The following is a 24672-nucleotide window of genomic DNA, read 5'->3' on the forward strand; positions in this document are numbered from 1 at the left end:
TTTCGATCAATCCCAGAGGAGTAACGGGTGAAATTGCTGCTAAAAATTCTCGCTAGCCTTGGAGTCCTCCTAGCTCTACTGGCGCTTTACGTGACTTTCTCGCATCAACCCGAAGACTTCCCGGCGGGTAGCGAAAGTGAGGCTCGCCTGGCTGCGGGACCGTGGTCTGTCGCAAGCTTTGCGGAGGTTTTTGTTGATCGTGACCGGCCCACCCCGCCCAATGGCGATTATCTCGGCGACGATTCGCGTTCCTTGGACGGTAACGTGTGGTATCCCTTTGAGGCAGAAGCCGGCCCGCGACCTCTGTTGGTCTTTAGTCATGGGTTTACCTCTAGCCGCAGTAACGGCACTTACCTTGCTGAACATCTTGCGAGCCACGGTTTTGTAGTGGTCGCCGTCGACTATCCCCTGACAAGCATGGGTGCGCCGGGAGGCGCCTTGGTCGAAGATGTGATCAATCAGCCGGGAGACATCAGTTTTCTTATAGATACTTTGCTGGGCTATAGCGCGGTCTCCGGACACGCTTTGTCCGGGAAGGTTGATGCTGAGCGCGTCGGCGTATTGGGTATTTCCCTGGGCGGTTTAACGTCTACCCTTGCAGGGTTTCATCCCAAGTGGCGTGACCGACGTATCGGTGCCGTGATGTCCATTGCCGGCCCAACAAATTTCTTCACCTCAGACTTCTTTGAAACAGCAGATCTTCCTTTCATGATGTTCGCCGGCGATTTGGATGTACTGGTGCCCTACGCCAGTAATGCGGCTCCAGTGCTTGAGAAGAAGCCGGGGGCCGAGCTCGTAACCTTGGCAGGTGGATCTCATACCGGGTTTTCTGGTGGTACGGCTTTGCTCAGAGCGATGGACAATACTGACGCGCTGGGTTGTTGGTCCGTGGGTCGATACATCAAGCCCAATCAGGAGAGCCAATGGGAAGGTTTGTTCGGACCGGTAACGTTGGGTATTGATTACAGCGCGCCAAACGAACTGTGCACGGTCGACCCTCTTCCGAAAACGATGAACGTTCTTCGGCAGCAGATGATCGCGCGTGTTGTGATTACCGCCTTCTTTGAGAAATACCTGGCAGCAGATTCCGTAGTTCAGGAGGCGGCGTCGGCGTTCTTAAGCAGCACTAGCATCACTGAAATCCCAGAGCTCAGCTACGCGGCAAGTGCTGCTGAATAATCAGCGACGGAAGCCCTCACATAAACCCCAATCAGTGCTGAAGGCACTTAGCGGACGATCGTGATCGGCGTCACCTTCGCCATGCGCCTCTGAGGATTAAGCGCCCGCATTTCAGGCACCAGGTCATTGAGCGCTGATTGGCGATTCTCCGGAGCAGGGTGTGTGCTCAGAAACTCTGCGGGACGACTGTCAGAGAGCCCTCCCATTTTCTGCCATAAGCTTACCGCGGCTTCGGGGTCGTATCCCGCGCGGGTCGCTAGCTCAATGCCAATTTGATCAGCCTCTGATTCCGCAACGCGGCTATTGGGAAGCTCCAGTGCCAGTTTGGCAGCAAGCGATGCGCCTGCCAGCGTTGCAATGTGATTATCGGAGGCTACTCCGGCGGCTATGACGCCAACGTTGATAGCCATCGCCCGGGACATACGCTCGGCTGTGTGATTGGCTAGGGCGTGAGAGATCTCGTGACCCATAATCTGAGCAAACTCGTCATCGGTGAGTTTGAGTTGTTCAAAGAGCCCGGTGTAGGCCGCCATGCGTCCACCAGCCATGCACCAGGCATTCACCGTCTCATCATCATCGATGATTGCCACACTCCACTCCCAATCTGCAGAGTCAGGGTAAAGGGCAATTGCTTCGGTAACCAGACGGCCGGTGATAGTCGCGACGCGATCCGACATCCGAGGATCATCAATAAGTTTGTTTTCCTGATTCAGTTGACCAACGGTGCTCAGATACGCTTGCTTGGACTCAACAATCGCGGATTCGGGGGAGATCAGCATGAACTGGCTCCGTCCCGTGGGGCTGGTGGTGCAGGCTGTAAGTAGTGCTAAGAGTACGGGGGCCAGTACTGCGACTCGCGGAATTCGAGCAGCAGTGACTCTAAGAGCTCTGATGAATTCGTAAGCCTTCATGAAAGGTTGCTGTAAATCATGTTGTAAAGAGTGCTGTTGTCTCAAACGCATGCTTGGGTCTTCTACGCAATAACGAGTTACTTACTTTGATTGCGATGGGGGCGAAAAATTCCGCTCTCGTCGCGTCTGGTTTTCCGGCGCTATCGAGGACTCTCTAGTTCTTCAACGCGCGCGGCCGCTTCGGCTTCCCAGGTCGTTGCCTGAAGCATGACGTGGAACAGCTGGTTTTGTTCTACTGAACCCATAGCGCCGGCAGCGCCAGGACCCGTCGCGTAAACTGCTACATCCTCACCGCCATGGGTTTCTGCACTAAGAGGTACCAGCGCCTCCTGATGGTAACCGGGTTTGGTGGTGTCTACCTCAGAGATGTCTTGTCGACCGCCTAAAGGGGGCTCGGCATAGGTACTGTCCGCATTGAGTTGCGCACCATGATCGCGATATCCCCTGCCATTCATGTAGCCAAGGGTCGTGTAAGGTAGGCCGTTATCATCCAATAGTGGCTCGTCACTCCAGGGGGGGACGACCTTTCCGAGAATTGGGTTTCCTCGTTTGGGGTATCCCGCCATCGTGAATACGTGACTGTGGTCGGCCGTGACCATGACGAGTGTGTCATCGGCTGCCGTGTTTTTCATAACGGCCGCAACAGCCTCGGACAGCTCGATAGTGTCGTTTAGCGCATTGGAAGCGTTACCCGCGTGGTGAGCATGATCGATACGCCCCGCCTCCACCACCAACAAAAAGCCTTCATCACTGTCTTGCAAGAGCTCAAGCGCCTTGAGGGTCATTGCAGTGAGGCTGGGCTGCTCGGCATCGGGTACTGCTCGCTCGGATGCGTATGCCATATGAGAGTCGCTGAATAGGCCGAGGACTGGTGCACTTGTTACCGACGCCATCTCTGATTTGTCGCTTGCGTAGCTACCATCGGGGTATGCGGACTGCCATTCCGCGATGAGGTTTCTCTCATCAGCTCGGCGTCCACCTTCTTGGGATTTTGGCAGGAAATGCCGGCGACCACCGCCTAGAGCCACCTCAATGCCGTTGCTCACACCGGAGCCAAACTGCGCGTTTAAGCGCTCACGCGACGCCAGAAACTGTGCGGCGATATCCTCGCAACCCTGGGCCCTTGCTTCATCAGAGAGCTCGGCATCATCTTCCCAATCGCGATTGGCGGTCTTTGCATAAGTCGCTGCAGGCGTGGCGTGGGTGATACGCGCGGTACTTACAACGCCCGTGGCTTTGCCTGCCAGTTCCGCTATCTCTAACAGCGATAGAAGCTCAGCGCCCTGACCGCTTTGGCAGTCCTCTTGCACGACTCGCTCATCGATACCGAAGACGCCGATCTTGGTTTTCACGCCTGTCATAATTGCGCTCATGGTGCCAGCGGAGTCGGGGGTCTGCGAGTCCACGTTGTAGGTTTTAACCAGACCCGTAACGGGGAACTCTTCAAAGCTCAGGCGGTTTTCTTCACCGCTGTTTCCCGCTTGTTGTCCCGCAAGAATCCGCGCGGCCGTAATAGTGGAAATGCCCATGCCGTCGCCCAGGAAGATCACCACATTTTTGGCTTTGCCTTTAGACCCACCCATGGCTAGGGATCTTGAGACACGCGCCTGTGCGTCGGTATACCAGGGGCTTGTCAGTTGATAATCGGGAATCGGCGAGTCAGCCACAGACACCATAGTCATTAGCTGAGTAGGCGCCTCCTTGGTGTCAGACTCGACTATGGTGACGTTACTGCAGCCGGTCAGCAGCAAACCAAGACTTAGGGAACTAATAACGCGGATCATCTCTGGGGTCTCTCGAAAGTTAAAGTTTCAACGTATTCAGTACTACGGATTCTGCAGCATACTCAGCCGGGTTCTGACTCAGCGCCCGCTGCTGTTCTTAACAGGCCTCGGTAAGCCCCGCGAGCGTTTGTCTCTCCGCTGACAACGCGATAAACATCTCGTGCAATGGGCATATCGATACCGTATTGCTCCGCTAAAGCCATCACAGCTGGCGCACTCTTTGCACCCTCTGCGACCATGAACATCTCACTGGCGATCTGCTCCATAGATTTGCCTTTGCCAAGCTCAATGCCCACATGACGGTTGCGGCTCTGAGAGCTGGTGCAGGTGGCGATCATGTCGCCCATACCTGCAAGTCCCGCAAACGTTTCAGCCCGACCACCCATCGCAACTCCTAGGCGAGTTACTTCCGCAAGGCCTCGGGTGATCAAAGCGGCACGAGTGTTGTCACCAGCTCCCTGACCATCGCCCATGCCCACAGCGATTGCGATGATGTTCTTGAGGACACCACCGAGCTCGCAGCCGATGACATCGGTGTTTGTATAAACACGAAACAAACCGCTCTTGAATACCCTCTGAAGAGATCGAACAATAATGTCGTCGTCCATGGCTATGACACTTGCCGCCGCTTGGCCGGCCATGATCTCTCTGGCCAAGTTCGGGCCAGTAAGCACGCCCACCGGATGTCCCGGAAGAATTTCGGTGATGATCTCGGTCATGCGCATACGTGTGTCGAGTTCCAGCCCTTTCGTGAGGCTGATCACCGGCACCCAGGCGCGTAAGTGCTTCTTCACTTCCACAAGTACGCTGCGAAAGTTCTGCGATGGAATACCCATGACGACAACATCGGCGTTGGTCACGGCCTCGCCGATATCATTGGTTGCGCGCAGGCTCTCTGGCAAAGGTGCATCGGGCAAATAGGTCTGGTTGCGATGGGCGTTGTTGATTTCGTCGACCGTTTCGGGATTGCGTGCCCAAATTGTCACGGGTGCATTCCGCGTTGTAAGTGCGGCGACCGTGGTGCCCCAGGAACCACCCCCCAGTACGGCAATTTTCAGATCGCTCATTTTATTCTCCTTATATGACGAAATGACTAAGCTGCTCTTTCTTCGCTGCTACGGCTTAAGCGGTTCCCGCTTTAGCTGCTCGCTGATTTTGGACGAGCCTTGGGTCTAGCTTTTGCCACAGTCTTAGGTCTGGCCTTAGCGGCGGGTCTGCGTTTTGCCGTGGTTGTGGATTTGGCCTTCGCTTTTGCTTTAGCCGTGGCTTTTGGCTTGGCGGCCGCTTTGGCCGGAGCTTTTTTCTTGGCTACTGCCTTGCCTTTTGTCTTCGCCTTCGTCTTGGTTGCCGCTTTTGCCTTGGAGGCTGGCTTCTTCGCGGTTTTCGCTGCAGGGACCTTTTCCTCGGGTTGCCCCAAGGTCTTGAGAAACATATTGCGGACTTCACGTATGTGTTCTTCGATTGTCTCTGCGCTCCAGTCGCTGGTATCCACAGGGGGAAGTACATCCACCTCTACGGTCGCGGGGCGAAAAACGAAGTCGCCCTTGGGAGCAACATCCCCAGCATTGCGAATCACTACGGGAACAATAGGCACACCCGCTTGAATCGCCAGATGGAATGCACCCTTTTTGAACGGCGCCAGATTAGGCGACACCGTGCGGGTGCCTTCGGGGGCCAGCGCTACCGACTTACCTTCATTGCGCATCGCATCCACAAGGGGTTGCATCGCCTCGATTGCGGAGGCAGCATTTTTGCGATCAATCATGACTACACCGCCCATCTCCAGCACTTTGCCAATGACGGGCATCTTCTTGATTTCCTGTTTACCTACACCTGCCATATCCCGGCGCAGAAGTTTTGCCCCGATAACGACGTCGGCCTTGCTCTGGTGATTGAAGATGAACACCGCGGGTCGTTGTTTCCAGAGGTTCTCCTCTCCGTTAACGCGAAGGTCGAGGTTGATCAACGCACTCGCGGTTTCGGCAAACAAGCCAATGGAAAAATTAGTGGCTTCCCGTCGTGAGCCGGTGAGGGCATAAATCGGCAGGCCCGCTGCAAAGGACGGAACCAGACTTACCGTGGCAGCGATGGAGCGCACAAACTGCCCCAGTGTCGGCCTCCCTCGGCTACCAAAGCTCGCTATGGGCCAATTGTTATCGCGAGCCACGGCCCGGAGCTTGTCGCTGGGGTTCAGGGCAACGGGGTTGCCAACGTGCTCCAGAAGCAACTGATCATCGGTGCTATCAGAATAGAAAAATCCATCGTCGAGGTTTGCGCCAACACTCTCGGCCAGAACTTCGGCGGCATCTACTTTGCCCTGTCCAAAACAGGTGGGCCTGACCACACTACCGGTAAACACGCCGTCTTCTACCTCGAGTTGAGTGCACAACACATTCTCGATGCCCAGATCTCGCGCCGCAGGCTCGACCTGGTAGGGCGTCGCGGAAGAGATAATGCCCACCGTGTGACCCTTTGCGAGGTGAGCTTCGATGAGCGCGCGAGACTCCGGATAGACCAGTCGAGCTATCTGTTTGGTGAACAAATCTTCACCGAGCTCGATGTAAGCCTGTTCATCGATGCCGCGCATGAATTGCGTGGTTATCGCCATCATGCCGGAGAAGCCCAGATTGCCGAGTCCAAAGTTGGTCATGGCACTCGCCAGCTCCAGAAAGTCTCGAACTGATAAATCGCCCCGCCGCAGCTGCTCGCGGATAAACGCGATGGCGGAGTAGCCCGAGATGATGGTCCCGTCGAAGTCGAAAATGGCGCAAATTTCTGGGCCGTCGGGGCTCGCCTCAATGGCCTTGAGTAAAGGTTTTGCAGTGCTGCTCATTACCTCAACATCCTGTACTGTCATTAGTCGCGGAACCTTTGAGTCTAGCACGCACAGATGACTACAACAGCGGCGCATTTACGCTCTGCTAGACTGCCCTTAACCTCCTCAGTTCTCGCGAGCCGAGCTTGTCCGAACCCGCAGACTTCAGTTTTTCGAAACGTTCATATTTTCTGCTGCTAAGCATCTTGATAGTGGCCTGTGTAGTGCGTGTGGTTCCCGCTCTGAACTATGGGCAGGATTGGTATGGGGAGGGGAGCTTCACCTTGGTCAACTTTGACGAGGCGGGTTCGTGTCGCGCTGCGCTGGACGGCTTTGATTACTCCCCTTGGGTCGGGTGGCAAACCTTGGCACTTGCTGAAGCTTCAGGCCTGTCGGTTCCCGACGGCATCCGTGGTGATGCCCGGGCTGTTAAAGCTTTCTGTCAGAGTGAAAGCCACATCGTCATTGCCAGGCTCTACTCTGCGGTAGCAGGTGTATTGACGGTCGCTGCGCTGTGGATACTCGCAGTTTTATTGTTTCCGGCGAAGCCGCTGGCAGCGCCTGTCGCTAGTGCGCTTCTGGCCCTCTCTGGCTGGCATATCAGTGAGTCGATGGTAGGCACCGTTGACGCTGCTTCGACGTTCTTCATCTATGCGTTCACTTGTGCAGTGGTTTGGAGTGTCAGACACGACGGTTTTCGTTGGCTGCTCGCGTTGCTACTGCTCGCTCCGGCTGTTTGGACCAAGTACTGGGTTTTCGCTTTCGCCTCTTTAGCAGTGCTCATTCCGATACCGGGCTATGTCACGCTCTTTAAGGGCATAGATCGAAGTAGGGCTTTGTTACTACTTCTTAGCTATGTGGGGCTGTTCGGAATTGTGAGTACCCCGGAGCTTTCCGGGTTGCTTATCTGGTTTTTACCGATCTTGTTTTACGCCGTGGTTCCCTGGTCGCGCTTAGGGTCTGCCGCTAAAGGTTTTATGTTGTTGGCCCCGTGGCTGGCCCCTGCACTGATGCAAGTCGAGATATTTGCGGCGTTTACCTCGGCAGGCGCAGAAGGGCGATTCGGTACAGACTATGGCGCTATCGGCTGGCACAAGTGGCTGCGTAATCCCGTGAACATTCCAGTTGTGCTCGTGATGGGACTCGGGCTGCCAGGATTTGTGATGGCAGTCTCTGGTCTGGCGCATTTATGGAAAAGCGCCCCCTTAGATCGAGCTTGGCTGGCACTACTGCCGCTGCTCGCGTTTGTCTTGTACATGGCGTTTCTGGCTCCCGTCACCTACTACCGGCACTACCTTCCATTGCTACCCTTGGCGTGCCTTCTTGCTGCTGTGCGTGTAAGCCACTGGCGACCGCCATTGCGTGCTGTATCGGTTGCCTTACTGTTGAGTTGGCAAGCTGTGCTCGCGGTAGATCTGGTGACGGACTACCATTTTGATCCTCGCAGGGACCTTCCAAAGTGGTATGCGGAGAACGAGCCCCAACGAGTTTGGGCAAGCTACTACGTAAACCCGCCGCCCGATACCGGTGTAGGGCATCGTCTCTTTAAGCCCGCCTTTGTAAGATCGGGCAGCAATAATCTTCGACAATCGGACACGCTAATACTGAGTGAGAACTGGTACGACACGGCGTTCGCTAACGAGCTTAATGGCCCGCTGGTCCATGATCCCGCGCGTCTGATTAAGACAACTCCCGAGTCTGTCACCTTCTATCGGCGAGCCTTCGCAGGAGAGCTGCCTTTCCTCGTCAAACGTGCGCGTTTAAGGGCGCCAAGTTACATGCCAGAGTTGTTGGTCCACCGCGCACTGTATGGCAGCTTCACGCAATTTGTCGGTGATATCGTGATCCTCGAGGTTGAGCTATGAGCAGCGCAGCAGACCTCGTTGCCCTTCAGAGAGCGCTGTATACCTCGCGGAATCCCACAAGACGCTACCTGCACTGTGCCCGTCGTGACTGGGTTAGGTCGGAGATATCGAGCGCGGCTGAAATATCGCCGGCCCACTACGCTTTGGAAGTCGGCCCCGGTTCAGGTATCTACCTCTCGTCGCTTGCACAGGTTGCCGATAGAGTTGTGGCCATTGATGTCGAGCCTAGTTATCTGCAAGCCGCCGCACTTCTCACCGACAACTTCGCAAGTGACAGTCCTATTAGTTGTGTTCAAGGGAATCTGAGTTCGGGAGTTTTAGCCGAGGGGTCTATCGATCTCATCCTCTGCTCAGAAGTGATTGAACATGTGGAGGACTCTGCATCGTTGATAGCGGTTATGGCAAAAACGCTCAAACCCCAAGGCACTCTGATTCTTACCACCCCTCAGCCCTACAGCCCCGTTGAGCTCCTCGGGAAGATCGCTTTTCTGCCGGGAATATTGCAACTGCTTCGCTTAATCTATCGTGAACCTATTGAGCCCACGGGCCACATCAATGTGCTGTCCACTGCGCAGCTGAAAGCACAGATTGCTTCGGCTGATCTCGTTGTGGTGAAGGAGGAGCGCTTGGGATTTTACCTCCCTGTGATTGCTGAGTTTGGGGGTCGTTGGGGGCAGGGGCTGTTAGTTGCGATCGATAGAGCCATTCAAAACTCTCGGTTCCAAGGGCTTTTGTGGACGCAGTGTTTTGTTCTCAGAAAGCCAGGCTCGTCTCCACCCTAAGGCGTCCGTGTTTGCAGTGATGTTCTTGGCTAAATTGATCTATGCTTGAGCTTCTCAAACAACCATAAAAAACGACAAGCGTTTGGTCTTTTGATCAGGCGAACTTTGGAGACTGACATGAACTACTTTGTGACGGGCGGTACTGGGTTTATTGGACGGTTTTTGGTGCCAAAGCTTTTAGATCGGGGCGGCAAAGTTTTTTTGCTCGTGCGCCCGGGCTCCGTTCCCAAGCTTCAGGCTCTCCGCGAACTGTGGGGTGCGTCAGCAGAGCAGGTGGTGGCGGTAGAGGGGGATTTGAGTAAACGACGTCTGGGCGTCAAAGCCGCCTGGGTGAAGCAACAGGCTGGCAAGATCGATCACTTTTTTCATCTCGCTGCGATCTACGACATGGAGGCAGATGCCGAGAGTCAGCGCGTAAGCAATGTGAATGGCACGGCTCAGGCAATCGCTTTGGCCAAAGCCCTAAAAGCAGGGTGTTTCCATCAGGTATCGTCGATTGCCGCGGCAGGACTTTATGAAGGCACCTTTACGGAGGACATGTTCGAAGAGGCGGGTGCGCTGGATCATCCTTACTTTTTGACGAAGCATGAATCTGAAGGTCTCGTTCGCAAAGAGACCACCATGAATTGGCGCATCTATCGTCCGGGCATGGTGGTAGGTCATTCCGAGACCGGCGAGATGGACAAGATCGACGGCCCTTATTACTTCTTTGAGCTATTGGACAAGCTCAGTAAGGTCACTCCCGAGGGGCTGCCCCTGATAATGAACAAGGCGGGGTTGCTCAACATTGTTCCTGTGGATTTTGTTGTTGATGCCATGGACTATCTGGCGCACCTCGATGGTCAGGACCACGCTTGTTTCTTTCTCACCGACCCCGATGGGATCCGCGTAGGTGATCTTTTGAAGATCATGATGGAAGTGGGGCATGGGCCCAAACTTCGATCGGTGAACATGAAGCTTATTGATAAGGCCAGCAAGCTGGCAGGCACGGGTATTAGCAAGATTCCCAGCGTGAAGTCGCTGGGAGAAAAAGCGGTCGCACGCCTAGGAATACCGCCGCAGGTCATCGGCTATATCAACTATCCCACACGTTTTGATTCAACGAAAACTCAGGCACTTCTTGAGCCTGCGGGAATCAGCTGCCCCAGCTATGACTCCTATGCACAGGTGCTCTGGGATTATTGGCGACACTTTTTACGCGGAGACAAAGATTCTCTGATCAGGGAAGTGGATGGCTTGTTCAACGACTTTATCGGACGGCCTACCTTGGCCGCATTGCGGCGTACGGTAAAAGGCCAAGTAGTGTTGGTTACTGGTGCGACCAGTGGTATCGGCAAAGAGTGTGCTTTGCGCCTTGCCCGCGCGGGGGCTACGGTGCTCTTGGTCGCGCGTACTGTGGAGAAGCTCGATGAGACGCTCAAGGAGATAGCCAAGAAAGGTGGCGATGCTCAGGCTTATTCCTGCGATGTTTCCAGCGAGAAGGACTGTGCAAAGCTGGTTAAGGATGTGCTGCGGGATCACGGCCACGTGGATATTCTTGTGAATAACGCCGGCCGATCTATCCGCCGTTCTGTGCGCCACAGTTACGATCGCTTCCATGACTTTGAGCGCACTATGGAGCTCAATTACTTTGGCGCGCTGCGTCTCATACTGGGTTTTCTGCCCAGCATGGAAGGGCGGGAGCAGGGCCACATTATCAACATTTCATCCATTGGCGTTCTGACTAACCCGCCGCGTTTCTCTGCTTATGTAGCTTCGAAATCTGCCCTGGATGCATTCAGTCTGTGCGCCGCGCCGGAGTACGCAGCTAACAACGTATCCTTTACGACGATTCACATGCCTTTGGTGCGGACGCCAATGATTGCACCCACAAGCTTGTATAAGGCTTTTCCTACTTTGTCTCCAGAGCAAGCACGAGATCTGGTGATCAAAGCGATCATCTCCAAGCCCAAACGCATGTCGACGGGTCTTGGAGTGACGGGTGCCGTAGCGCAGGCGACGATCCCCAGCGTTACCGAGGCTTTTCTGAGTCAGGCCTATGCACTCTTTCCCGATTCACCGGCGGCCCGTGGCCTCAGTGATGAAGAGGCCGCGGCCGAGCGAGCCAATATGCCATCCAACAAACTTGAGCTAGCTCAGAAGATGTTTGCGCAGGTGATGCGCGGTGTTCACTGGTAAGCGATGAGTCTCGGGTGAACAACACGGAATCTGCTGTGAATGAACTGCTCTCTGTTGTAGTTCCCGTGTTCAATGAGCGCGAGGTATTGCCGACGTTTCACTCGAGAGTCATGGCGGTGCTTGAGTCCCTCAGTACATCGATGACTGTGCAATTGTTGTATGTAGACGATGGCAGCACGGATGGCTCTAGTGATTGGCTGCAGTCTCAGATGGGCGAGGACGCAAGCCTTGGCGTTTTACGCCTGTCGCGCAATTTCGGTAAAGAGGCCGCTATGTCAGCAGGTTTTGACCATGCGGAGGGCGATGCGGTGATTGTCATCGATGCTGATCTTCAGGACCCTCCGGAGTTGATCCCAACGCTCATCGAACACTGGCGTGAGGGCTATGATGTGGTTTACGCGACTCGTGAATCTCGGGAAGGCGAGCAGTGGTTCAAACGCAAGAGTGCCGCATTGTTCTACCGCGTCATGGACCGGCTCTCTGATGTCCCCATTCCTCGAGACACGGGTGACTTTCGTTTGCTCAGCCGCAGAGCGGTGGATGCACTGGCGAAGCTGCGGGAGCAGCATCGCTATATGAAGGGCCTTTACGCCTGGATTGGTTACCCTCAAAAAGCCGTTTCCTATGCTCGAGATGCCCGGTCTCTAGGGCGCAGTAAGTGGAGTTACTGGCGGCTGTGGAATCTTGCGCTAGAGGGAATTACTTCGTTTTCAGCGGCTCCACTCAAGCTGGCAACGTGGTTCGGACTCTTCACGTCGCTCATGTCCTTTGGTTATGGATTGTTCTTTTTATTGCGCACGCTATTTCTGGGTAACCCCGTACCGGGTTATCCGTCACTGATTGTCATCATTCTCTTTCTTGGGGGAGTGCAACTGGTGTGCCTCGGCATTATTGGGGAGTACCTTGCGCGCACCTACAACGAAAGTAAGGGCCGACAGCTGTACTTTGTTATGGATTATCGGCCCTGTGGGGGATTACACCCTCGAGATGCCCATTCTGACAATCCGGCAGTGACCGACGGCTCTTGATCTTGCATATACAAAGCTGATGTTTTCTCTCTCGCTGCTAAGGGACTGGCCTTCACAGACAAGCTGGCCCTGGATGTTGGCTGGCGCCCTCATCTATTTGTCCTTTGGCTTTACAGAGATGATGGGGTCCGATCTTTGGTGGCACGTCGCCGCGGGGCGGGAGATCGTCCAGAACAGCAGCGTGTGGCTAAGCGACGACTGGTCTTACACCGAGCTAGGTAGTGTCTGGCACAACCACGAATGGCTCGCGGATCTCCTCTTTTACGGTTGGGTGAACTTGTTTGGCCTGGCAAGCCTGGTTATCTGGAAGTGGATGCTTATTGTCGGCACGTTCTGCCTCTTTCAAAATTTGCTAACGCGCCTTAGCGGAAATGCCCTCGCCGCGTTACTCGCTTGTACTGCCGGCATCGCTATTGCGGCGCCATTTCTGGATATGCGCCCCCAGCTGTACACCCTCCTGGGTATCGCGATTTTGTTACAGCTGACGCTGCTCCGTGCTCCTCGCCTTCGACGGTTGCTGCCGCTGTTTTTGATCTGGGCCAACCTGCACGGTGGCTTTGTTTACGGACTGCTGATGTTGGCTATCGTGCTCTGTCCCTGGAGCGACTCTTCTTGGGGAGCATTGCGCAGCGCGGTGCTGACTTGGGGCGCTTGTGCCCTTGTCTGCCTTGTAAACCCGGATGGCGTGCAAATATTTTGGTTACCGTTGGTGTATGCCTTGAATGCTGACTCGCCTTACCGAAGCTTGGGGGAGTGGCGTTCACCGTTTGAGCCCGGTGGTATCACTTCGTCGTTCTATGCCTATTCCTTAGTCGTAGCTGCGGCTCTGAGCATGACTTGGATATTGCCTGTGGTTCGTCGTTGGGTGCCTATGAGCTCGGAGGTTATCGCTATTGCTCTGCTCAGTGCAGCAATGTCTGCGACGAGCAGGCGCTTTATCATTTTGTGGGCGATGGCCTTCGCACTGTTACTGGCACCGTTTGTCGCAGCCCTGTTTCGCCAGAAAGTCTTACAGCTTTTGATGCTGCCAGTATTGCTGGCGTTAACACTGTGGGCGGGTTCACGCATCGCCCCTTACCCACTGAATCCCAACGTCGCTTATCACTATCTCACTGCGGAGTATGTGTATCCCCACGGTCTCGCAGACTTTGTCGAAGCCAATGGACTTCAGGGAAACACTTTTGCCTTCTACAACTGGGGAGGCTACCTCCATTGGCGGCTTGATGGTGATCTGAAGGTATTCATCGATGGTCGGGCTAACACGTTGTTCGATGACCAAGCTTACATCGACTACGTGACAGTATTGGGTGCCCGCTCCGGGTGGGTAGAGAAAATCGAGAGTTCCGGTGCTCAGCTGTTTATGTGGCCTCGAGGTCGCGGCGGAGAGAGACTTACCCGTGGTCTTTTACAGACCGGGCGCTGGGAATTGCTGTATCAGGACGTTAGGGGAGTGCTCCTTGTACGCAAAGATTATGCAGTACCCACCAAGCTTCGATTGCCTGACGACAGCGTCGACACGCAGCTTACGGCTGCCTATTTGGCATCGAAGCAAGGAGACAATCTTGCTGCACTTGCTGCAGCGAGTCGTGCCCACGAGCTTCGGCCCTGGGGTCAAGCAAGCTGCAGTTGGCTAACCCGCAGTCTCCAGGCTAATGGACAAGCGCGAGAGGCCGCGTCGGTAATGGAGAGCTGTCGGGCATATTTTCCCAGCAAATACTTGCGTTAGTCTTATAGTTTTAGGCTGTCCCCAAAGGGCAGTCCAAGTTTTCCTAGAGGAGATCTGAATGAATAAGCGTGTTTACTCTCTAGCGGCGCTGTTGGTTGTGCCGATGCACTTGTCCGCGGCGACGTTGATTTACAACGTGCAGGGTTACACGATGCACGACGGCGAACGCGTAGCTTTTGCCGCGCTGGAATACGATGAGGGTGTGGTTACTGCTGTATATGATGATGAGACAGCGGCATCAGGCAGTGATGCAGAGACGCGTATCGATGGTCAGGGGCTTACCTTGCTCCCTGGGCTTATCGACGCACACGGACACATCGCAGGTCTGGGGAGCGCCCTCGCAAGCGTCGACCTTACGGGCAGCGAAAGTGAAGCGGAAGCGGCAGCGCGTGTAGCGGCAGCCGTTACCGACGAAGTCGCAGACGACTGGATTTTTGGGGCGGGCTGGAATCAGGTGCTCTGGCCGTCCAGTGAGTTTCCCTCCAAGGCATCTCTCGATGCCGTTACGGCCGATCGTCCCATTGCGTTGCGCCGCGTAGATGGTCATGCCGTGTGGGTCAACAGTAAAGCCTTGGCCCTTGCGGGCATTACAGCAGATACCGCCGATCCTGCAGGCGGACGCATTGTTCGTGATGATAGCGGTGAGCCGACGGGCATCCTCGTCGACAACGCGATGAAGTTGATGAGAGAGGCAACGCCTGCCCCAACGGTTGCCAGTAAAAAACGCGACCTTAGCCGAGCGATGGAGTACTTAGTTAGCCTCGGGATGACCGGTGCTCACGATGCGGGATCCTCCGCTTTGGAGATTGATGCTTATGACGCGCTTCTTGAGGACGACCAGTTCCCCATGCGGATCTACTCCATGTTGCGCATGGCTGACCCCGGCATCAAAGAAAAGTGGTTAGAGGGTCCCAGAGACAGTGCAAATGATTTGTTTGCACTGCGAAGCGTCAAGATCTCTGCAGATGGGGCTTTAGGCTCGCGCGGCGCTGCTCTGTTCGAGGATTACTCCGACGATCCCGGTAACCGAGGATTGTTGCTCCTGTCGGACGAACAGCTGATGTTGCAGATTCGCGACTCGGCCAAGCTTGGCTATCAGGTCAATGTGCACGCGATCGGTGATCTCGCAAACGCCAAGGTACTTGATGAGTTCGAAGCGCTGAATGCCTCTGCTGAGCAACGTGCACTGCGCCATCGTGTGGAGCATGCGCAGATTTTGCGAATTGCTGATATCAATCGTTTTGCTGAGCTGGATGTGATCGCGTCAGTTCAGCCCACTCATGCAACCAGCGATAAGAACATGGCCGGTGATCGCGTGGGTGAGGCGCGCCTTGAAGGAGCCTACGCTTGGCAGACCTTGTTCGAAAGCGGCGCAAAGCTGGCCGGTGGATCTGACTTCCCCGTGGAGCCGCCCAACCCGTTTTATGGTTTGCATGCGGCAGTAACGCGGCAAGACCGGGGCGGAGAACCTCCGAGGGGTTGGCGCGTGAGTGAGGCTGTTAGTCGTAACAAGGCGCTGTCGTTGTTCACAGAAGATGCCGCTTACGCTGGGCATACCGAGAGTCGTGTCGGACGTCTCCTACCAGGCTATGCCGCGGACTTTATACTCGTAAGCGATGATTTTTTTGCGGTGCCGCGAGAAGAGCTTTGGAAGAATAAAGTCCATGCAACTGTTGTGGGTGGAAGACTGGTCTTCGGCAAGCTTTAGGGTAGGGGCCTAGCGGAGTAGTGCCGGGATTAGGCGCCGCGTTAAGGCTAGTTGGCTTTGCCAGTAACCCTCGTGTCGGGGGAGGTCGTCGTTGGCGTCCTCGGTACGTGAGTCGTAGAAGATGCGCAGTGCTGGATCGAGAAGTAACTCCGGATGGTTTATCAGGCGATCACCGGGGATAAATACGATATCCGGCAGCAGCGGCATCGCAAAAAACTCCACGATAGGCTGTGAACACTTGACGCAAACACCCCGATCAACTGCGGGGGATTTGCGTAAGCGTCGATAGCTCACCGTTTCATCGTTCTGCACTTTTACCGCCGAGGCTTTGAAAATCACGGGGTCGCCTTCCGGGGCTTGATAAAACGACTGGCATAACGTGCAGTGACAGATTATTCGCAGTAAGGGTTTGCCCAACACGTCAACTTTGGCATGTCCGCAGTCACAGCTAATTGTCGTCATAGAGAGTCCTTGAGTGGTTTTCCCATTTACGCTGAGATACTTGCATATTCTCAGCTATTTGTTTCGAAAGACATTTAGTAATGACGGTTGTATCGACCTTGTTTGGGCACTTATAATCCGCGTCCCTTTTAGGACCATAGCTCAGTTGGTTAGAGCGCTACCTTGACATGGTAGAGGTCGGCGGTTCGAATCCGCCTGGTCCTACCAAATGACGAACCCTCGCCATCGGCGGGGGTTTTTCGTTTGGGGGATTGGGTTTCGGTGAGAGCCGCTGTTCGATAAAACGCGACCAAAAGAGCGTTTTAGACGGCGGAGCCTGCGACGCCGCCCCGCAGGGGTCACAGCAGGCTCTACCCACTTAACGGGGGATACACCGGTTTTCACTAAACACGGTTGATAATGCCATCCCATCCACAGTGGGTTAAGACCCGCAGTCGATAGTTTTCAAAATTTCTAAATCCATAGGCTCGGCGGCTCATCATTTCCATCTTGTTATGGAAGCCCTCGGTGATGCCATTCGTCTTGGTAAACCGCCACATGCCAACGATGGGTTCCAACCAGGATTTAAGCGTTCTTGCCAATCGATGAAGCGGGCTAGCCGCCAAGTCTTCGATCAATGAGAGCAGCTGCGGCAGCAGCTGCTTTGCCTTTTTGCGATTCAAGGATTTCAGTAACAGCAGGCGATTGAGCTGCTGCTTAGCTCTGTACAGCGCCTTGAGCACGGGATAGTCGTCCAGATATCGGGCAAGATTCTCTTTTTGCTCATCCGCAAGACGCCATTCATGTCGCCGCATGAGGCTGATCAGCCCGCGATGCTTGCGCCCCTCGGGATCGTAGTTTTGCCACGCCTTCAGCAGATGCTGATTCACGAGTCGAATCACGTGGAACCGATCAGCAACAATCGTGGCGTTAGGGAAATATCGACGCACGATACTGCGGTAGGTTTCTGACAAGTCCATGACGACCACCTGGACGTTTTCTTTACCCGGTAATGCCTTTAAATAACGTCTCAAACTCAGTTCTGAACGTCCCAGCACCACATCAAAAACCTTATGGTTCTTGAGATCTACCATCGTGGTGGCGTAGCCGCGCTTGCGGCTAAAAAAGTGCTCATCGATACCCAGCACACGCGGGCAGGGGCGATTAGACATCTCTGATAGCCTAAGTCGGCACTGGCCTTGATACCAGCGCTCGACGGTTGCCGGGCTCATGTCATGTGTTCGTGCGAGCTTACGCTGCGTCACGCCGCCATCGTGGGCCTCAAATACTTCAAGACGGAAGGCGTCCGACGATCGATAGCGGGGCCTGACGCCCTGAAACCGGTGACGAAAGTATCGCCCGCATTGCAGGCAATGATATTTAGGCGTCTTCAGGTGCAGCGTCATCACCTGATTGCCCTGGCGTGTGTGTTTTAACGTGCGCTCGTGGGTCGCCTTAATCCTGACTTTGGGATGCTGGCAGTGGATGCACGATGGGCGACGCTTGGGTCTGGCATAGACCTCGATCGAATCGTTGCGATCAACGCGTTCGACCTCCAGCTCGGGAAGGCCTAATATATTTCCTGCGTGGGACATCGGGGGTTTCCTCATTAAACGGACTTCGCAAATTCAGTTTAATGATCCCCGGTGTCCCCCGTTAATGATGAAGAGCCTCACAGCAGGCCAAAGCCCGTTGTGATCAATCCGCCTTGTCCTACCAAAATTGGTTAAGTTGTTGATTTATCTGTAAATCGCACCGGCCACGGTGGACACAAACGGCCCTAAAAGGGCAGTGGTCTGGGTATAGGACGGATAAAGGTCCTATCGGGAGTAGATGTCCTCGCTAATTCTGCTGACCGCACCCGCAGACCTGTCGAAGTTTCCATCTATTGACCCAAAAATCCTGTTCGCGGTGTTGCGCATGCCATTCCTATCCGGTCAATTCTTAACGAACGCGCGCAACCGCTCGTGCCGTGCGGTTTCCCTAGCTTGCTTGCTAGTGAGATGCTGTTGGCCTGGAATTCTTGCCAGCGAAAAGCGGCAACGCACCCGGCGGCGCTCTGCTCGGTGGCACTAGCAATGGCCGAGTCGGTGTTTCCGGTTCTTTCTGGTGCATGTGATTCAGGATCCGGTCGAGGGCCTGCCCGGCTTTACCGGGTATGACGTCCTGGTCCTCGATACATGCGAGAGCCTGCCCTGGGGTATGTCGATGTTGAAAACACGCTTTAGCCGCTGAGCCCAGGTCATAGCGGCAGGGCCCACCCCTCTTCGACAAATCGGCAGGAAAGCCGATTTGGACGACCGCAGGTCGCCCGGAGGGTGACGCACAGGGATGTGCGTCATCCAATCCACCGGTTCGAAGGCCACCTGGGTCGTGCCGTCCCGGTACGGTGTCTTCAGGGTGTAAACCACCTTGCCTGTGGAGCTCAGTGACAGGCGGGGGACGGCTACGGCCGGTCGGGAAATATACCGACGCAGGCGCTCACGCTTGTCTTTCTGATTGCCCTCACAGCTGACCCCGGCGTGCACAAGGTGAATTGGCGCGAAGCGTCAAGAGAGAGCGCCCTGGGGCGGAGAGAAGCCATTGGCCCTGGCCACCCGCTCCAGGCGATGGCCTCATGGATATCGTCGTTGCTCGCTCGGGAGTATCCAATATGGCTAACTTTGGAAGCTCGAACTGAATGCGCTGCGAGCTGCTAGCGCCGCTGCGATTCACTGAGGCATAGACTCAAGGCCTCTATACCCGCATCAGCCATAGCAAAAAACGTCTAGCTTGTGGCCGTCCAGGTCACGAAAATACGCGGCATAAAAACCTTCGCCGCCCTCGGCGCGTAGGCCCGGTGCTCCCTCATCGCTTCCACCTAACTCCATCGCCTTAGCATGAATTCGATCGACGTTTTCGCGGCTTTCAACAGAGATTGCAGCCATGGTGCCGTTTCCAACCGTGGCGGATTCCCCGTTGTGTGGTGTCATGATGCACAGCATGGGACTTTCCATAGTAGCGCCCCAGGCAAAGCCCCGGTCGCCGAAGTCCATCATGCGCGACACACCAATCTCAGCCAGTAGTGCATCGTAAAACGCGGATGATTTTCCAAGATCATTTGTGCCAAGAACAACGTAACCGATCATAGTCAGAGCTCCTCGAGTTTTCTTCGCAGAATGACCAGGGGTCGTCTGCTTTTATCTCTAAATAGCTTAGCTCTACGAATCACGGTATGAAAGCGGCAAACAGCGCGGTCGTGGAAATATGGCACCGGAACACATCTCTTGAGACGACTACCGCCCTAAGAGTTCAGGCTGCGCTAAGCTGGAACCATGATAATTTTCTTGCGACGCCTCAGACATGAGCTTTTTATGAAGGACGAAGTCCGCAAATACCTAAGCTATGCCATTGGCGAGTTACTGCTGGTGGTGTTTGGTATTTTCATTGCGCTGCAGATCGACAATTGGAATGACGACAGAAAGCAGCGCATGCAGCATCTAGAGGCGGCTCTGCGGTGTGTCATTTTGAGCAACCAAACGCAGTACACCACGACGGAGATTTTCGCAGCTACTCAGGGCTGGGCCGGTCCGCGCCACGCACGTAGTGACGTAATAACGACCAGAAAAGCGCATCACTAAAAAGTAAATTTTTCATATTAGGTGATCTAGACAGCTGCCCCGGAGGCTCGGGTAAGCTCTCGAAATAATAATTTTAACGAGGAGCATCACCCACATGAAATTGTATAGACGTCACACCCTGTCCTTGGCCATAGCCGCGATTACCGCGGGAGCTGTGCCCACAGTATTCGCACAACAGCCCCAGCTTGAGGAAGTCATCATCACGGGTACCCGAGTGGCTGACCGCTCTGCGGCAGACTCGCCTGTTCCCGTAGACGTGATCAGCGGTAGCGATTTTCGGGTCAATGGGTCCACCGACATTCAGGACATGTTGCGCACCCAGGTCCCAAGCTTTGACATTAACTCGCAACCGATTAGCGACGCGGCAACTATTGTTCGTCCGCCGAACCTGCGCGGCCTCTCTCCAGACAACGTGTTGGTTCTGGTAAACGGCAAGCGCCGGCATCGCGGGTCGATTATCTCCTTCCTTGGCGGTGGTATCTCGGATGGCGCTCAGGGCGTGGACATGGCCGCCATACCGTCTCTTGCAATAAAGCAGGTTGAAGTCTTACGCGACGGAGCATCTTCCCAATATGGTTCCGACGCGATTGCTGGCGTTATCAACTTCCTGCTCCGAGATGATGCCGAAGGCTTTGAGGTGGTGGCGCGTTACGGCTCAACAACTGAAGGCGATGGTGATAATTATATGGTCTCGGCCAATTTGGGCCTCCCCTTGGGTGATAGCGGATTTCTAAACATCACGGGAGAGATGCGGGACGTCGAAGGGACAGTTCGGTCCGTAGTGCGCGATGACGTTGCTTTTGCCGAAGCCAATGGCTACAACGCAGTTTCTGACTACCAGCTCATTAACAGCTACACCGGCGAGGTGCCTCAGTATTGGGGGCAGCCTGACGTCGATGATGACGTAAAACTGTTCTTTAACGCGGGCTTTGACATCAATGACAACACGGAGCTGTACGCTTTTGGTAACTACGCCGAGCGGTCTGTTGAGGGTGGCTTCTTCTATCGTAATGTTGTTGGCGGTCCATCTTCGCAGCGTGGCGGCGTCTATGCAGGCCCCACCGTTGATCCGGCCACGGGTTTGGCGGCGGATGGCGGCGTAGCCTCTGTCCTTGTTGGTGACCTTGATGGCGGAAGCAGCTGTATTGATGGTATCCCGTTGGGCGGTTCTGGCGGCGTTATTCCTGATCCAACGCTCCTGGCTGCAGTATCAGCAGATGCCAACTGTTTCTCGTTCATCGAAACTATTCCCTCCGGATTTGTTCCGCGTTTTGGCGGAGATAACGAAGACATGGCCCTAGCTGTAGGTATCAGAGGTAACTTTGAGTTGGGTTCTGGTCTGTATTACGACCTGAGTGCGCAGCGTGGCTCTAACCGTACGGACTTCTTCATTCGTAACACGATCAATGCGTCATTGGGCCCCGCGACTCCCAGAGACTTTATCCCGGGGGGCCAGGAGCAGACCGAAACAGTCTATAACCTGAACTTCTCTTACGGACTGGATGTTGGGCTCGCCTCAGATCTGAATATTGCATTTGGTGCTGAATATCGTGAAGAAGAATTTGATCTCTTCGCGGGTGACCCTGCTTCCTATGCGCTGGGGCCACTGGCTTCCCAGGGCTTTTCTTCAAGTTCAAACGGATTCGGTGGTTTTCCTAACGACACGTCAGCAAGCCAGGACAACACCGCGTTTTATGTTGATCTGGAAGCGGACTTTACTGACCAGTTGACCCTTCAGGCTGCAGTGCGTAACGAGCAGTTCAGCAACTTTGATGGCACCACAAACTACAAGCTGGCGGGTATCTATAAAGTGACCGACTCGTTCCGCATCCGGGGTGGTTTCTCAACCGGATTCCACGCGCCCACCGCGGGGCAGGCGAACATCACTAACGTAACGACCCAGAACGTCAATGGTGTGTTGATCGATCAGGGTACATTGCCGCTGTTCTCTGCTGCGGGGCAGGTGGCCGCGGACTATGTGGAGAGCTTTGGCAACGGTCGCCCGGAGTTGGGGCCTGAAGAAGCCGAAAACTACTCTTTCGGTATCGCCTTTGATATCGGTAACTCGACGTGGACTATCGATTACTACGACATTGAAGTGACGGACCGCATCGCATTGGGCGCCAACGTAGACTTTTTGGCGGCGCTCAACTTCGCCGGTGGTGGTACTGATTACATGACTGTGTCCGAGGCGCTCACAGGCCTTGATGCTGCAGGAGTTATTGATCGGCAGGATTTTATTGGCCTGGATGATCTGTCCCAGTTCCGCTTCTTTACCAACAGCTTTGATACGCGCACTAAGGGCGTCGACCTTGTGGGTAATACCTACTTCGACTTCCTTAGCGGTAGCTCAACGCTGACCGTTGCTTTCAATTACAACGATACTGAGGTGACTGATCGCGGCGACATCAATCCAATCAGCGATGGTCGGGTTGAGGCTCTCGAGGAACTCCTACCCAATATTAAGGGCAACGTTTCCTGGTCTCACTCACAGGGTAAGTTCCGTACATTGTTACGGGCTAACTACTATGGTGACTGGACATCCACGTCCAACGGCTACGACGTAGACGCAGCTATTTTGGTTGATGCACAGGTCGCATATCAGCTTAATGACTCCCTGGAGCTTGTAGCTGGTGTTGATAACCTGTTCGACGAGTACCCAGATGAAACGCCGAACCCCGGCAGTCTGGGCCAGCTTTATCCCGAAGATAGCCCCTTCGGCTTTAACGGTAGTACCTGGTACCTACAGGGTCGCTATAACTTCTAGCATTGAATGATGCTTTGAAGAGGACCCTCCACCTCCAGTAGTACTGGCTAGGAGGGGATCAAAAAGCCCGGCGGGTACGTTCGCCGGGTTTTTTTTGGTTCATCGCTGGTTTAACGGGGTCGTCCTGCTTTTCGCATTACGTATTGCGGCTTTGCGCGGCCTAATCGGCGCCTCGCAGTCGCACTGCCGAGGCGAGGCTGAAACGCACCGCAGCCGAATAGTAAATAGAAGCCCTTTATCTACTCAAAGATATCCAGAGGGAGCAGGGCTATCGCGCCGACCTTAGGCGCATCGACCACTTGACCCACACGAAGATCCACGGCGACGAGGTATAGGACGGACAAAGGTCCTATCGGGAGTAGGCGCCCGAGCTCCGCGGGGGTCACGGCAGGCCAAAGCCTGTTGTGATCAATCTTCAGTACCTAGGGGTCTAATGCACTCACATCCGTGGGATTAGTGAAAATTCACAACCGATTATGGGTCCTCCAACCAAGTGTGAAATCAACCACACTTTTGGCCTGCAAAACCCTCGCATATCGCTGTTTTTTATGTGGTTTCTCGGGGTCCGAGGCAGCTTTCGGCCAACATCTCGGAATCGACACAAGTTTCACTTTAAATTCTTTCAAAATCTCTCAGCAAAATCTTTCGTTTACTCACATGTCACTTTTCGTGTATGAAGCATCTTATTGATTTTATTGATTTATTTTTCGCATTTTGCAAGCGAAAAAATTGATCAAAAAATAACCGATTTTGCAATGCCTCCGAAATCATAAAGGGCCAATAGCAAATCAAAGCGAGTGAAACCGTTTCCGTTGGGAGCGCCGCTAGCATCGATATGGGATGTAGGCGAACGCCGGAAACAAACCAGAGGAATTTCGCATGCGTCTTGGGTTTATCGGACGAGTAGTAGCTTTAGTAAGTTGGTCCGCAGTTTGTATGCTCGCGGCGGGGACGGCTTCCGCCAGCATTATCCATTTCCAACCTGATGGCTCGCCAACCTTCGTCGACAGCCAGAATGGTGGTCCCGCAGGAAGCATAGATGGCATCCTGAAGCGAACGGGCCTTAACAATCCGAGCTACGAAAACACAGCTATTACGTTCCTAACTCCCGGAACGTCTGCTGATCAGTGGCTCCTCACATTTACGTTTATTGCGGACACGGGAAGCCTGAACGGCGCGTTTGGGTACTTCGCCACTTCAGAAGTCAGCGACCGAACTGTTGGGACTCCAGGGTGGCGGAATAAAGCAGTGAGCACCGCGGAAAACTCGGTGGACCCCAATAAAGGCGCAGTCATTTTTGATGACCGCATCCAGCGCCCCATTGACGAGACCCAATCAACAGGCGCCACAGATCCAACCGATCCGAATACTGCTGGAAGCATCAGGCAGCTTACGGTGAATGGTGGGCTGGAGCTCGGGTTCGTTCTTTGGACGAATCGCGTTACTCCGGGTGAGCAACTGTTTTCAGATCAACGAGCGAACCGCGACGGTGACGATGCCGGGATCTTGGGCGATGACATGCTTCTATCTTTTTCCGGTACGAGTACCGATCCAACAGATAGTCTGCTGTCGGGCTTCGCAGGGAAAGATATTACCCTCTTCGCTTTTGAAGACGTGATCTTCAAGGACGGTAACGGCGACAACGATTACACCGATCTTGTGTTCACGGTGACTCCTGACCTGATCACAGGCCAGGTGCTACCGCCCGAAAATGTCCCGGCTCCGCCTCCTGCCTACCTCCTTGGTGCTGGTCTCGTTGCTCTGTGTTCGCGCCGGCGCCGCATCTGAGCTCAGATCTGGAAGTCGAAAGTGGAAGTGGAAGCGGAAGTGGAAGCGTCACGCTCTCCATCACGGTAATCAACTCGTTC

The 24672-nt window shown here is 54.6% G+C and carries 17 protein-coding genes, 1 tRNA gene and 1 pseudogene; 11 read left to right on the top strand and 8 right to left on the bottom strand.

Features of this window, described 5'->3' with window-relative positions:
• Positions 1 to 27 precede the first annotated feature (27 nt).
• Positions 28 to 1179, top strand: coding sequence for an alpha/beta hydrolase family protein (locus tag R0137_RS03455; protein WP_407328557.1), 1152 nt, complete (start codon positions 28 to 30; stop codon positions 1177 to 1179).
• 47 nt (positions 1180 to 1226) lie between these two features.
• Here the strand turns inward: R0137_RS03455 and R0137_RS03460 are convergent, their stop codons facing one another.
• The 4 genes from R0137_RS03460 to R0137_RS03475 form a co-directional block, all read right to left on the bottom strand.
• Positions 1227 to 2090, bottom strand: a complete 864-nt coding sequence (locus R0137_RS03460; protein WP_407328559.1) for a M48 family metallopeptidase — start codon at positions 2088 to 2090, stop codon at positions 1227 to 1229.
• A gap of 140 nt (positions 2091 to 2230) precedes the next feature.
• Positions 2231 to 3874: an alkaline phosphatase gene (locus R0137_RS03465; protein ID WP_407328561.1), complete on the bottom strand. Its 1644-nt coding sequence runs from the start codon at positions 3872 to 3874 to the stop codon at positions 2231 to 2233.
• Positions 3875 to 3936: 62 nt separating this feature from the next.
• Complete coding sequence (locus R0137_RS03470) at positions 3937 to 4941, bottom strand: NAD(P)H-dependent glycerol-3-phosphate dehydrogenase (protein ID WP_407328562.1); 1005 nt, start codon at positions 4939 to 4941, stop codon at positions 3937 to 3939.
• Positions 4942 to 5012: 71 nt separating this feature from the next.
• Positions 5013 to 6707, bottom strand: coding sequence for an HAD-IB family hydrolase (locus tag R0137_RS03475; RefSeq protein WP_407328564.1), 1695 nt, complete (start codon positions 6705 to 6707; stop codon positions 5013 to 5015).
• Positions 6708 to 6835: 128 nt separating this feature from the next.
• Between R0137_RS03475 and R0137_RS03480 the strand changes: the two genes are divergently transcribed.
• From R0137_RS03480 to R0137_RS03505, 6 genes are all read left to right on the top strand, one after another.
• The gene (locus R0137_RS03480; RefSeq protein WP_407328566.1) at positions 6836 to 8554 is read left to right on the top strand and encodes a hypothetical protein; all 1719 of its coding nucleotides are present in this window, start codon (positions 6836 to 6838) and stop codon (positions 8552 to 8554) included.
• Positions 8551 to 9336: a class I SAM-dependent methyltransferase gene (locus tag R0137_RS03485; RefSeq protein WP_407328568.1), complete on the top strand. Its 786-nt coding sequence runs from the start codon at positions 8551 to 8553 to the stop codon at positions 9334 to 9336. The genes R0137_RS03480 and R0137_RS03485 overlap by 4 nt, the downstream gene beginning before the upstream one ends.
• A 117-nt stretch (positions 9337 to 9453) precedes the next feature.
• Positions 9454 to 11514 carry an SDR family oxidoreductase gene (locus R0137_RS03490; RefSeq protein WP_407328570.1) on the top strand — a complete coding sequence of 687 codons (2061 nt, stop codon included), beginning with the start codon at positions 9454 to 9456 and terminating at the stop codon, positions 11512 to 11514.
• A 35-nt stretch (positions 11515 to 11549) separates the two neighbouring features.
• Positions 11550 to 12542 carry a glycosyltransferase family 2 protein gene (locus R0137_RS03495; protein ID WP_407328571.1) on the top strand — a complete coding sequence of 331 codons (993 nt, stop codon included), beginning with the start codon at positions 11550 to 11552 and terminating at the stop codon, positions 12540 to 12542.
• A 19-nt stretch (positions 12543 to 12561) separates the two neighbouring features.
• Entirely contained in the window at positions 12562 to 14268 is a 1707-nt protein-coding gene (locus R0137_RS03500) for a hypothetical protein (RefSeq protein WP_407328573.1), read from the top strand.
• Positions 14269 to 14326: 58 nt separating this feature from the next.
• Complete coding sequence (locus tag R0137_RS03505) at positions 14327 to 15976, top strand: amidohydrolase (protein ID WP_407328574.1); 1650 nt, start codon at positions 14327 to 14329, stop codon at positions 15974 to 15976.
• Positions 15977 to 15985: 9 nt separating this feature from the next.
• Here R0137_RS03505 and R0137_RS03510 read toward each other — a convergent pair whose 3' ends face one another.
• On the bottom strand, positions 15986 to 16438 hold the full coding sequence (locus R0137_RS03510) for a GFA family protein (RefSeq protein ID WP_407328576.1): 453 nt from the start codon (positions 16436 to 16438) through the stop codon (positions 15986 to 15988).
• Between the two features lie 130 nt (positions 16439 to 16568).
• On the opposite strand from R0137_RS03510, the gene R0137_RS03515 reads away from it, so the two are divergent.
• Positions 16569 to 16645, top strand: a tRNA-Val gene (locus R0137_RS03515).
• Positions 16646 to 16821: 176 nt separating this feature from the next.
• On the opposite strand, the gene R0137_RS03520 is transcribed toward R0137_RS03515, so the two are convergent.
• The 3 genes and pseudogenes from R0137_RS03520 to R0137_RS03530 form a co-directional block, all read right to left on the bottom strand.
• Positions 16822 to 18012: an ISL3 family transposase gene (locus tag R0137_RS03520; protein WP_407326285.1), complete on the bottom strand. Its 1191-nt coding sequence runs from the start codon at positions 18010 to 18012 to the stop codon at positions 16822 to 16824.
• 749 nt (positions 18013 to 18761) lie between these two features.
• Positions 18762 to 18906: pseudogene (locus R0137_RS03525) on the bottom strand (transposase); the annotation flags it as partial.
• Positions 18907 to 19164: 258 nt separating this feature from the next.
• Positions 19165 to 19545 (bottom strand): VOC family protein, encoded by a 381-nt coding sequence (locus R0137_RS03530; RefSeq protein WP_407328578.1) that lies wholly within the window; start codon positions 19543 to 19545, stop codon positions 19165 to 19167.
• Between the two features lie 225 nt (positions 19546 to 19770).
• On the opposite strand from R0137_RS03530, the gene R0137_RS03535 reads away from it, so the two are divergent.
• The 3 genes from R0137_RS03535 (at position 19771) to R0137_RS03545 (ending at position 24592) form a co-directional block, all read left to right on the top strand.
• Positions 19771 to 20037 carry a hypothetical protein gene (locus tag R0137_RS03535; RefSeq protein WP_407328580.1) on the top strand — a complete coding sequence of 89 codons (267 nt, stop codon included), beginning with the start codon at positions 19771 to 19773 and terminating at the stop codon, positions 20035 to 20037.
• A gap of 94 nt (positions 20038 to 20131) precedes the next feature.
• A complete protein-coding gene (locus R0137_RS03540) occupies positions 20132 to 22804 on the top strand; it encodes a TonB-dependent receptor plug domain-containing protein (RefSeq protein ID WP_407328582.1) in 2673 nt (890 codons plus the stop codon).
• 879 nt (positions 22805 to 23683) lie between these two features.
• Positions 23684 to 24592, top strand: coding sequence for a DUF4114 domain-containing protein (locus R0137_RS03545; RefSeq protein WP_407328584.1), 909 nt, complete (start codon positions 23684 to 23686; stop codon positions 24590 to 24592).
• Positions 24593 to 24672 lie beyond the last annotated feature (80 nt).

Source organism: Congregibacter brevis, from assembly GCF_045689245.1.
Lineage (GTDB): Bacteria > Pseudomonadota > Gammaproteobacteria > Pseudomonadales > Halieaceae > Congregibacter > Congregibacter brevis.

Excerpts from the sequence above, each read along its gene's own strand:
- R0137_RS03460 (WP_407328559.1), bottom strand. The coding sequence starts at position 2,090 with ATGAAGGCTTACGAATTCATCAGAGCTCTTAGAGTCACTGCTGCTCGA.
- R0137_RS03465 (WP_407328561.1), bottom strand. The coding sequence starts at position 3,874 with ATGATCCGCGTTATTAGTTCCCTAAGTCTTGGTTTGCTGCTGACCGGC.
- R0137_RS03470 (WP_407328562.1), bottom strand. The coding sequence starts at position 4,941 with ATGAGCGATCTGAAAATTGCCGTACTGGGGGGTGGTTCCTGGGGCACC.
- R0137_RS03475 (WP_407328564.1), bottom strand. The coding sequence starts at position 6,707 with ATGAGCAGCACTGCAAAACCTTTACTCAAGGCCATTGAGGCGAGCCCC.
- R0137_RS03485 (WP_407328568.1), top strand. The coding sequence starts at position 8,551 with ATGAGCAGCGCAGCAGACCTCGTTGCCCTTCAGAGAGCGCTGTATACC.
- R0137_RS03490 (WP_407328570.1), top strand. The coding sequence starts at position 9,454 with ATGAACTACTTTGTGACGGGCGGTACTGGGTTTATTGGACGGTTTTTG.
- R0137_RS03500 (WP_407328573.1), top strand. The coding sequence starts at position 12,562 with ATGTTTTCTCTCTCGCTGCTAAGGGACTGGCCTTCACAGACAAGCTGG.
- R0137_RS03505 (WP_407328574.1), top strand. The coding sequence starts at position 14,327 with ATGAATAAGCGTGTTTACTCTCTAGCGGCGCTGTTGGTTGTGCCGATG.
- R0137_RS03510 (WP_407328576.1), bottom strand. The coding sequence starts at position 16,438 with ATGACGACAATTAGCTGTGACTGCGGACATGCCAAAGTTGACGTGTTG.
- R0137_RS03520 (WP_407326285.1), bottom strand. The coding sequence starts at position 18,012 with ATGTCCCACGCAGGAAATATATTAGGCCTTCCCGAGCTGGAGGTCGAA.
- R0137_RS03530 (WP_407328578.1), bottom strand. The coding sequence starts at position 19,545 with ATGATCGGTTACGTTGTTCTTGGCACAAATGATCTTGGAAAATCATCC.
- R0137_RS03535 (WP_407328580.1), top strand. The coding sequence starts at position 19,771 with ATGAAGGACGAAGTCCGCAAATACCTAAGCTATGCCATTGGCGAGTTA.
- R0137_RS03540 (WP_407328582.1), top strand. The coding sequence starts at position 20,132 with ATGAAATTGTATAGACGTCACACCCTGTCCTTGGCCATAGCCGCGATT.
- R0137_RS03545 (WP_407328584.1), top strand. The coding sequence starts at position 23,684 with ATGCGTCTTGGGTTTATCGGACGAGTAGTAGCTTTAGTAAGTTGGTCC.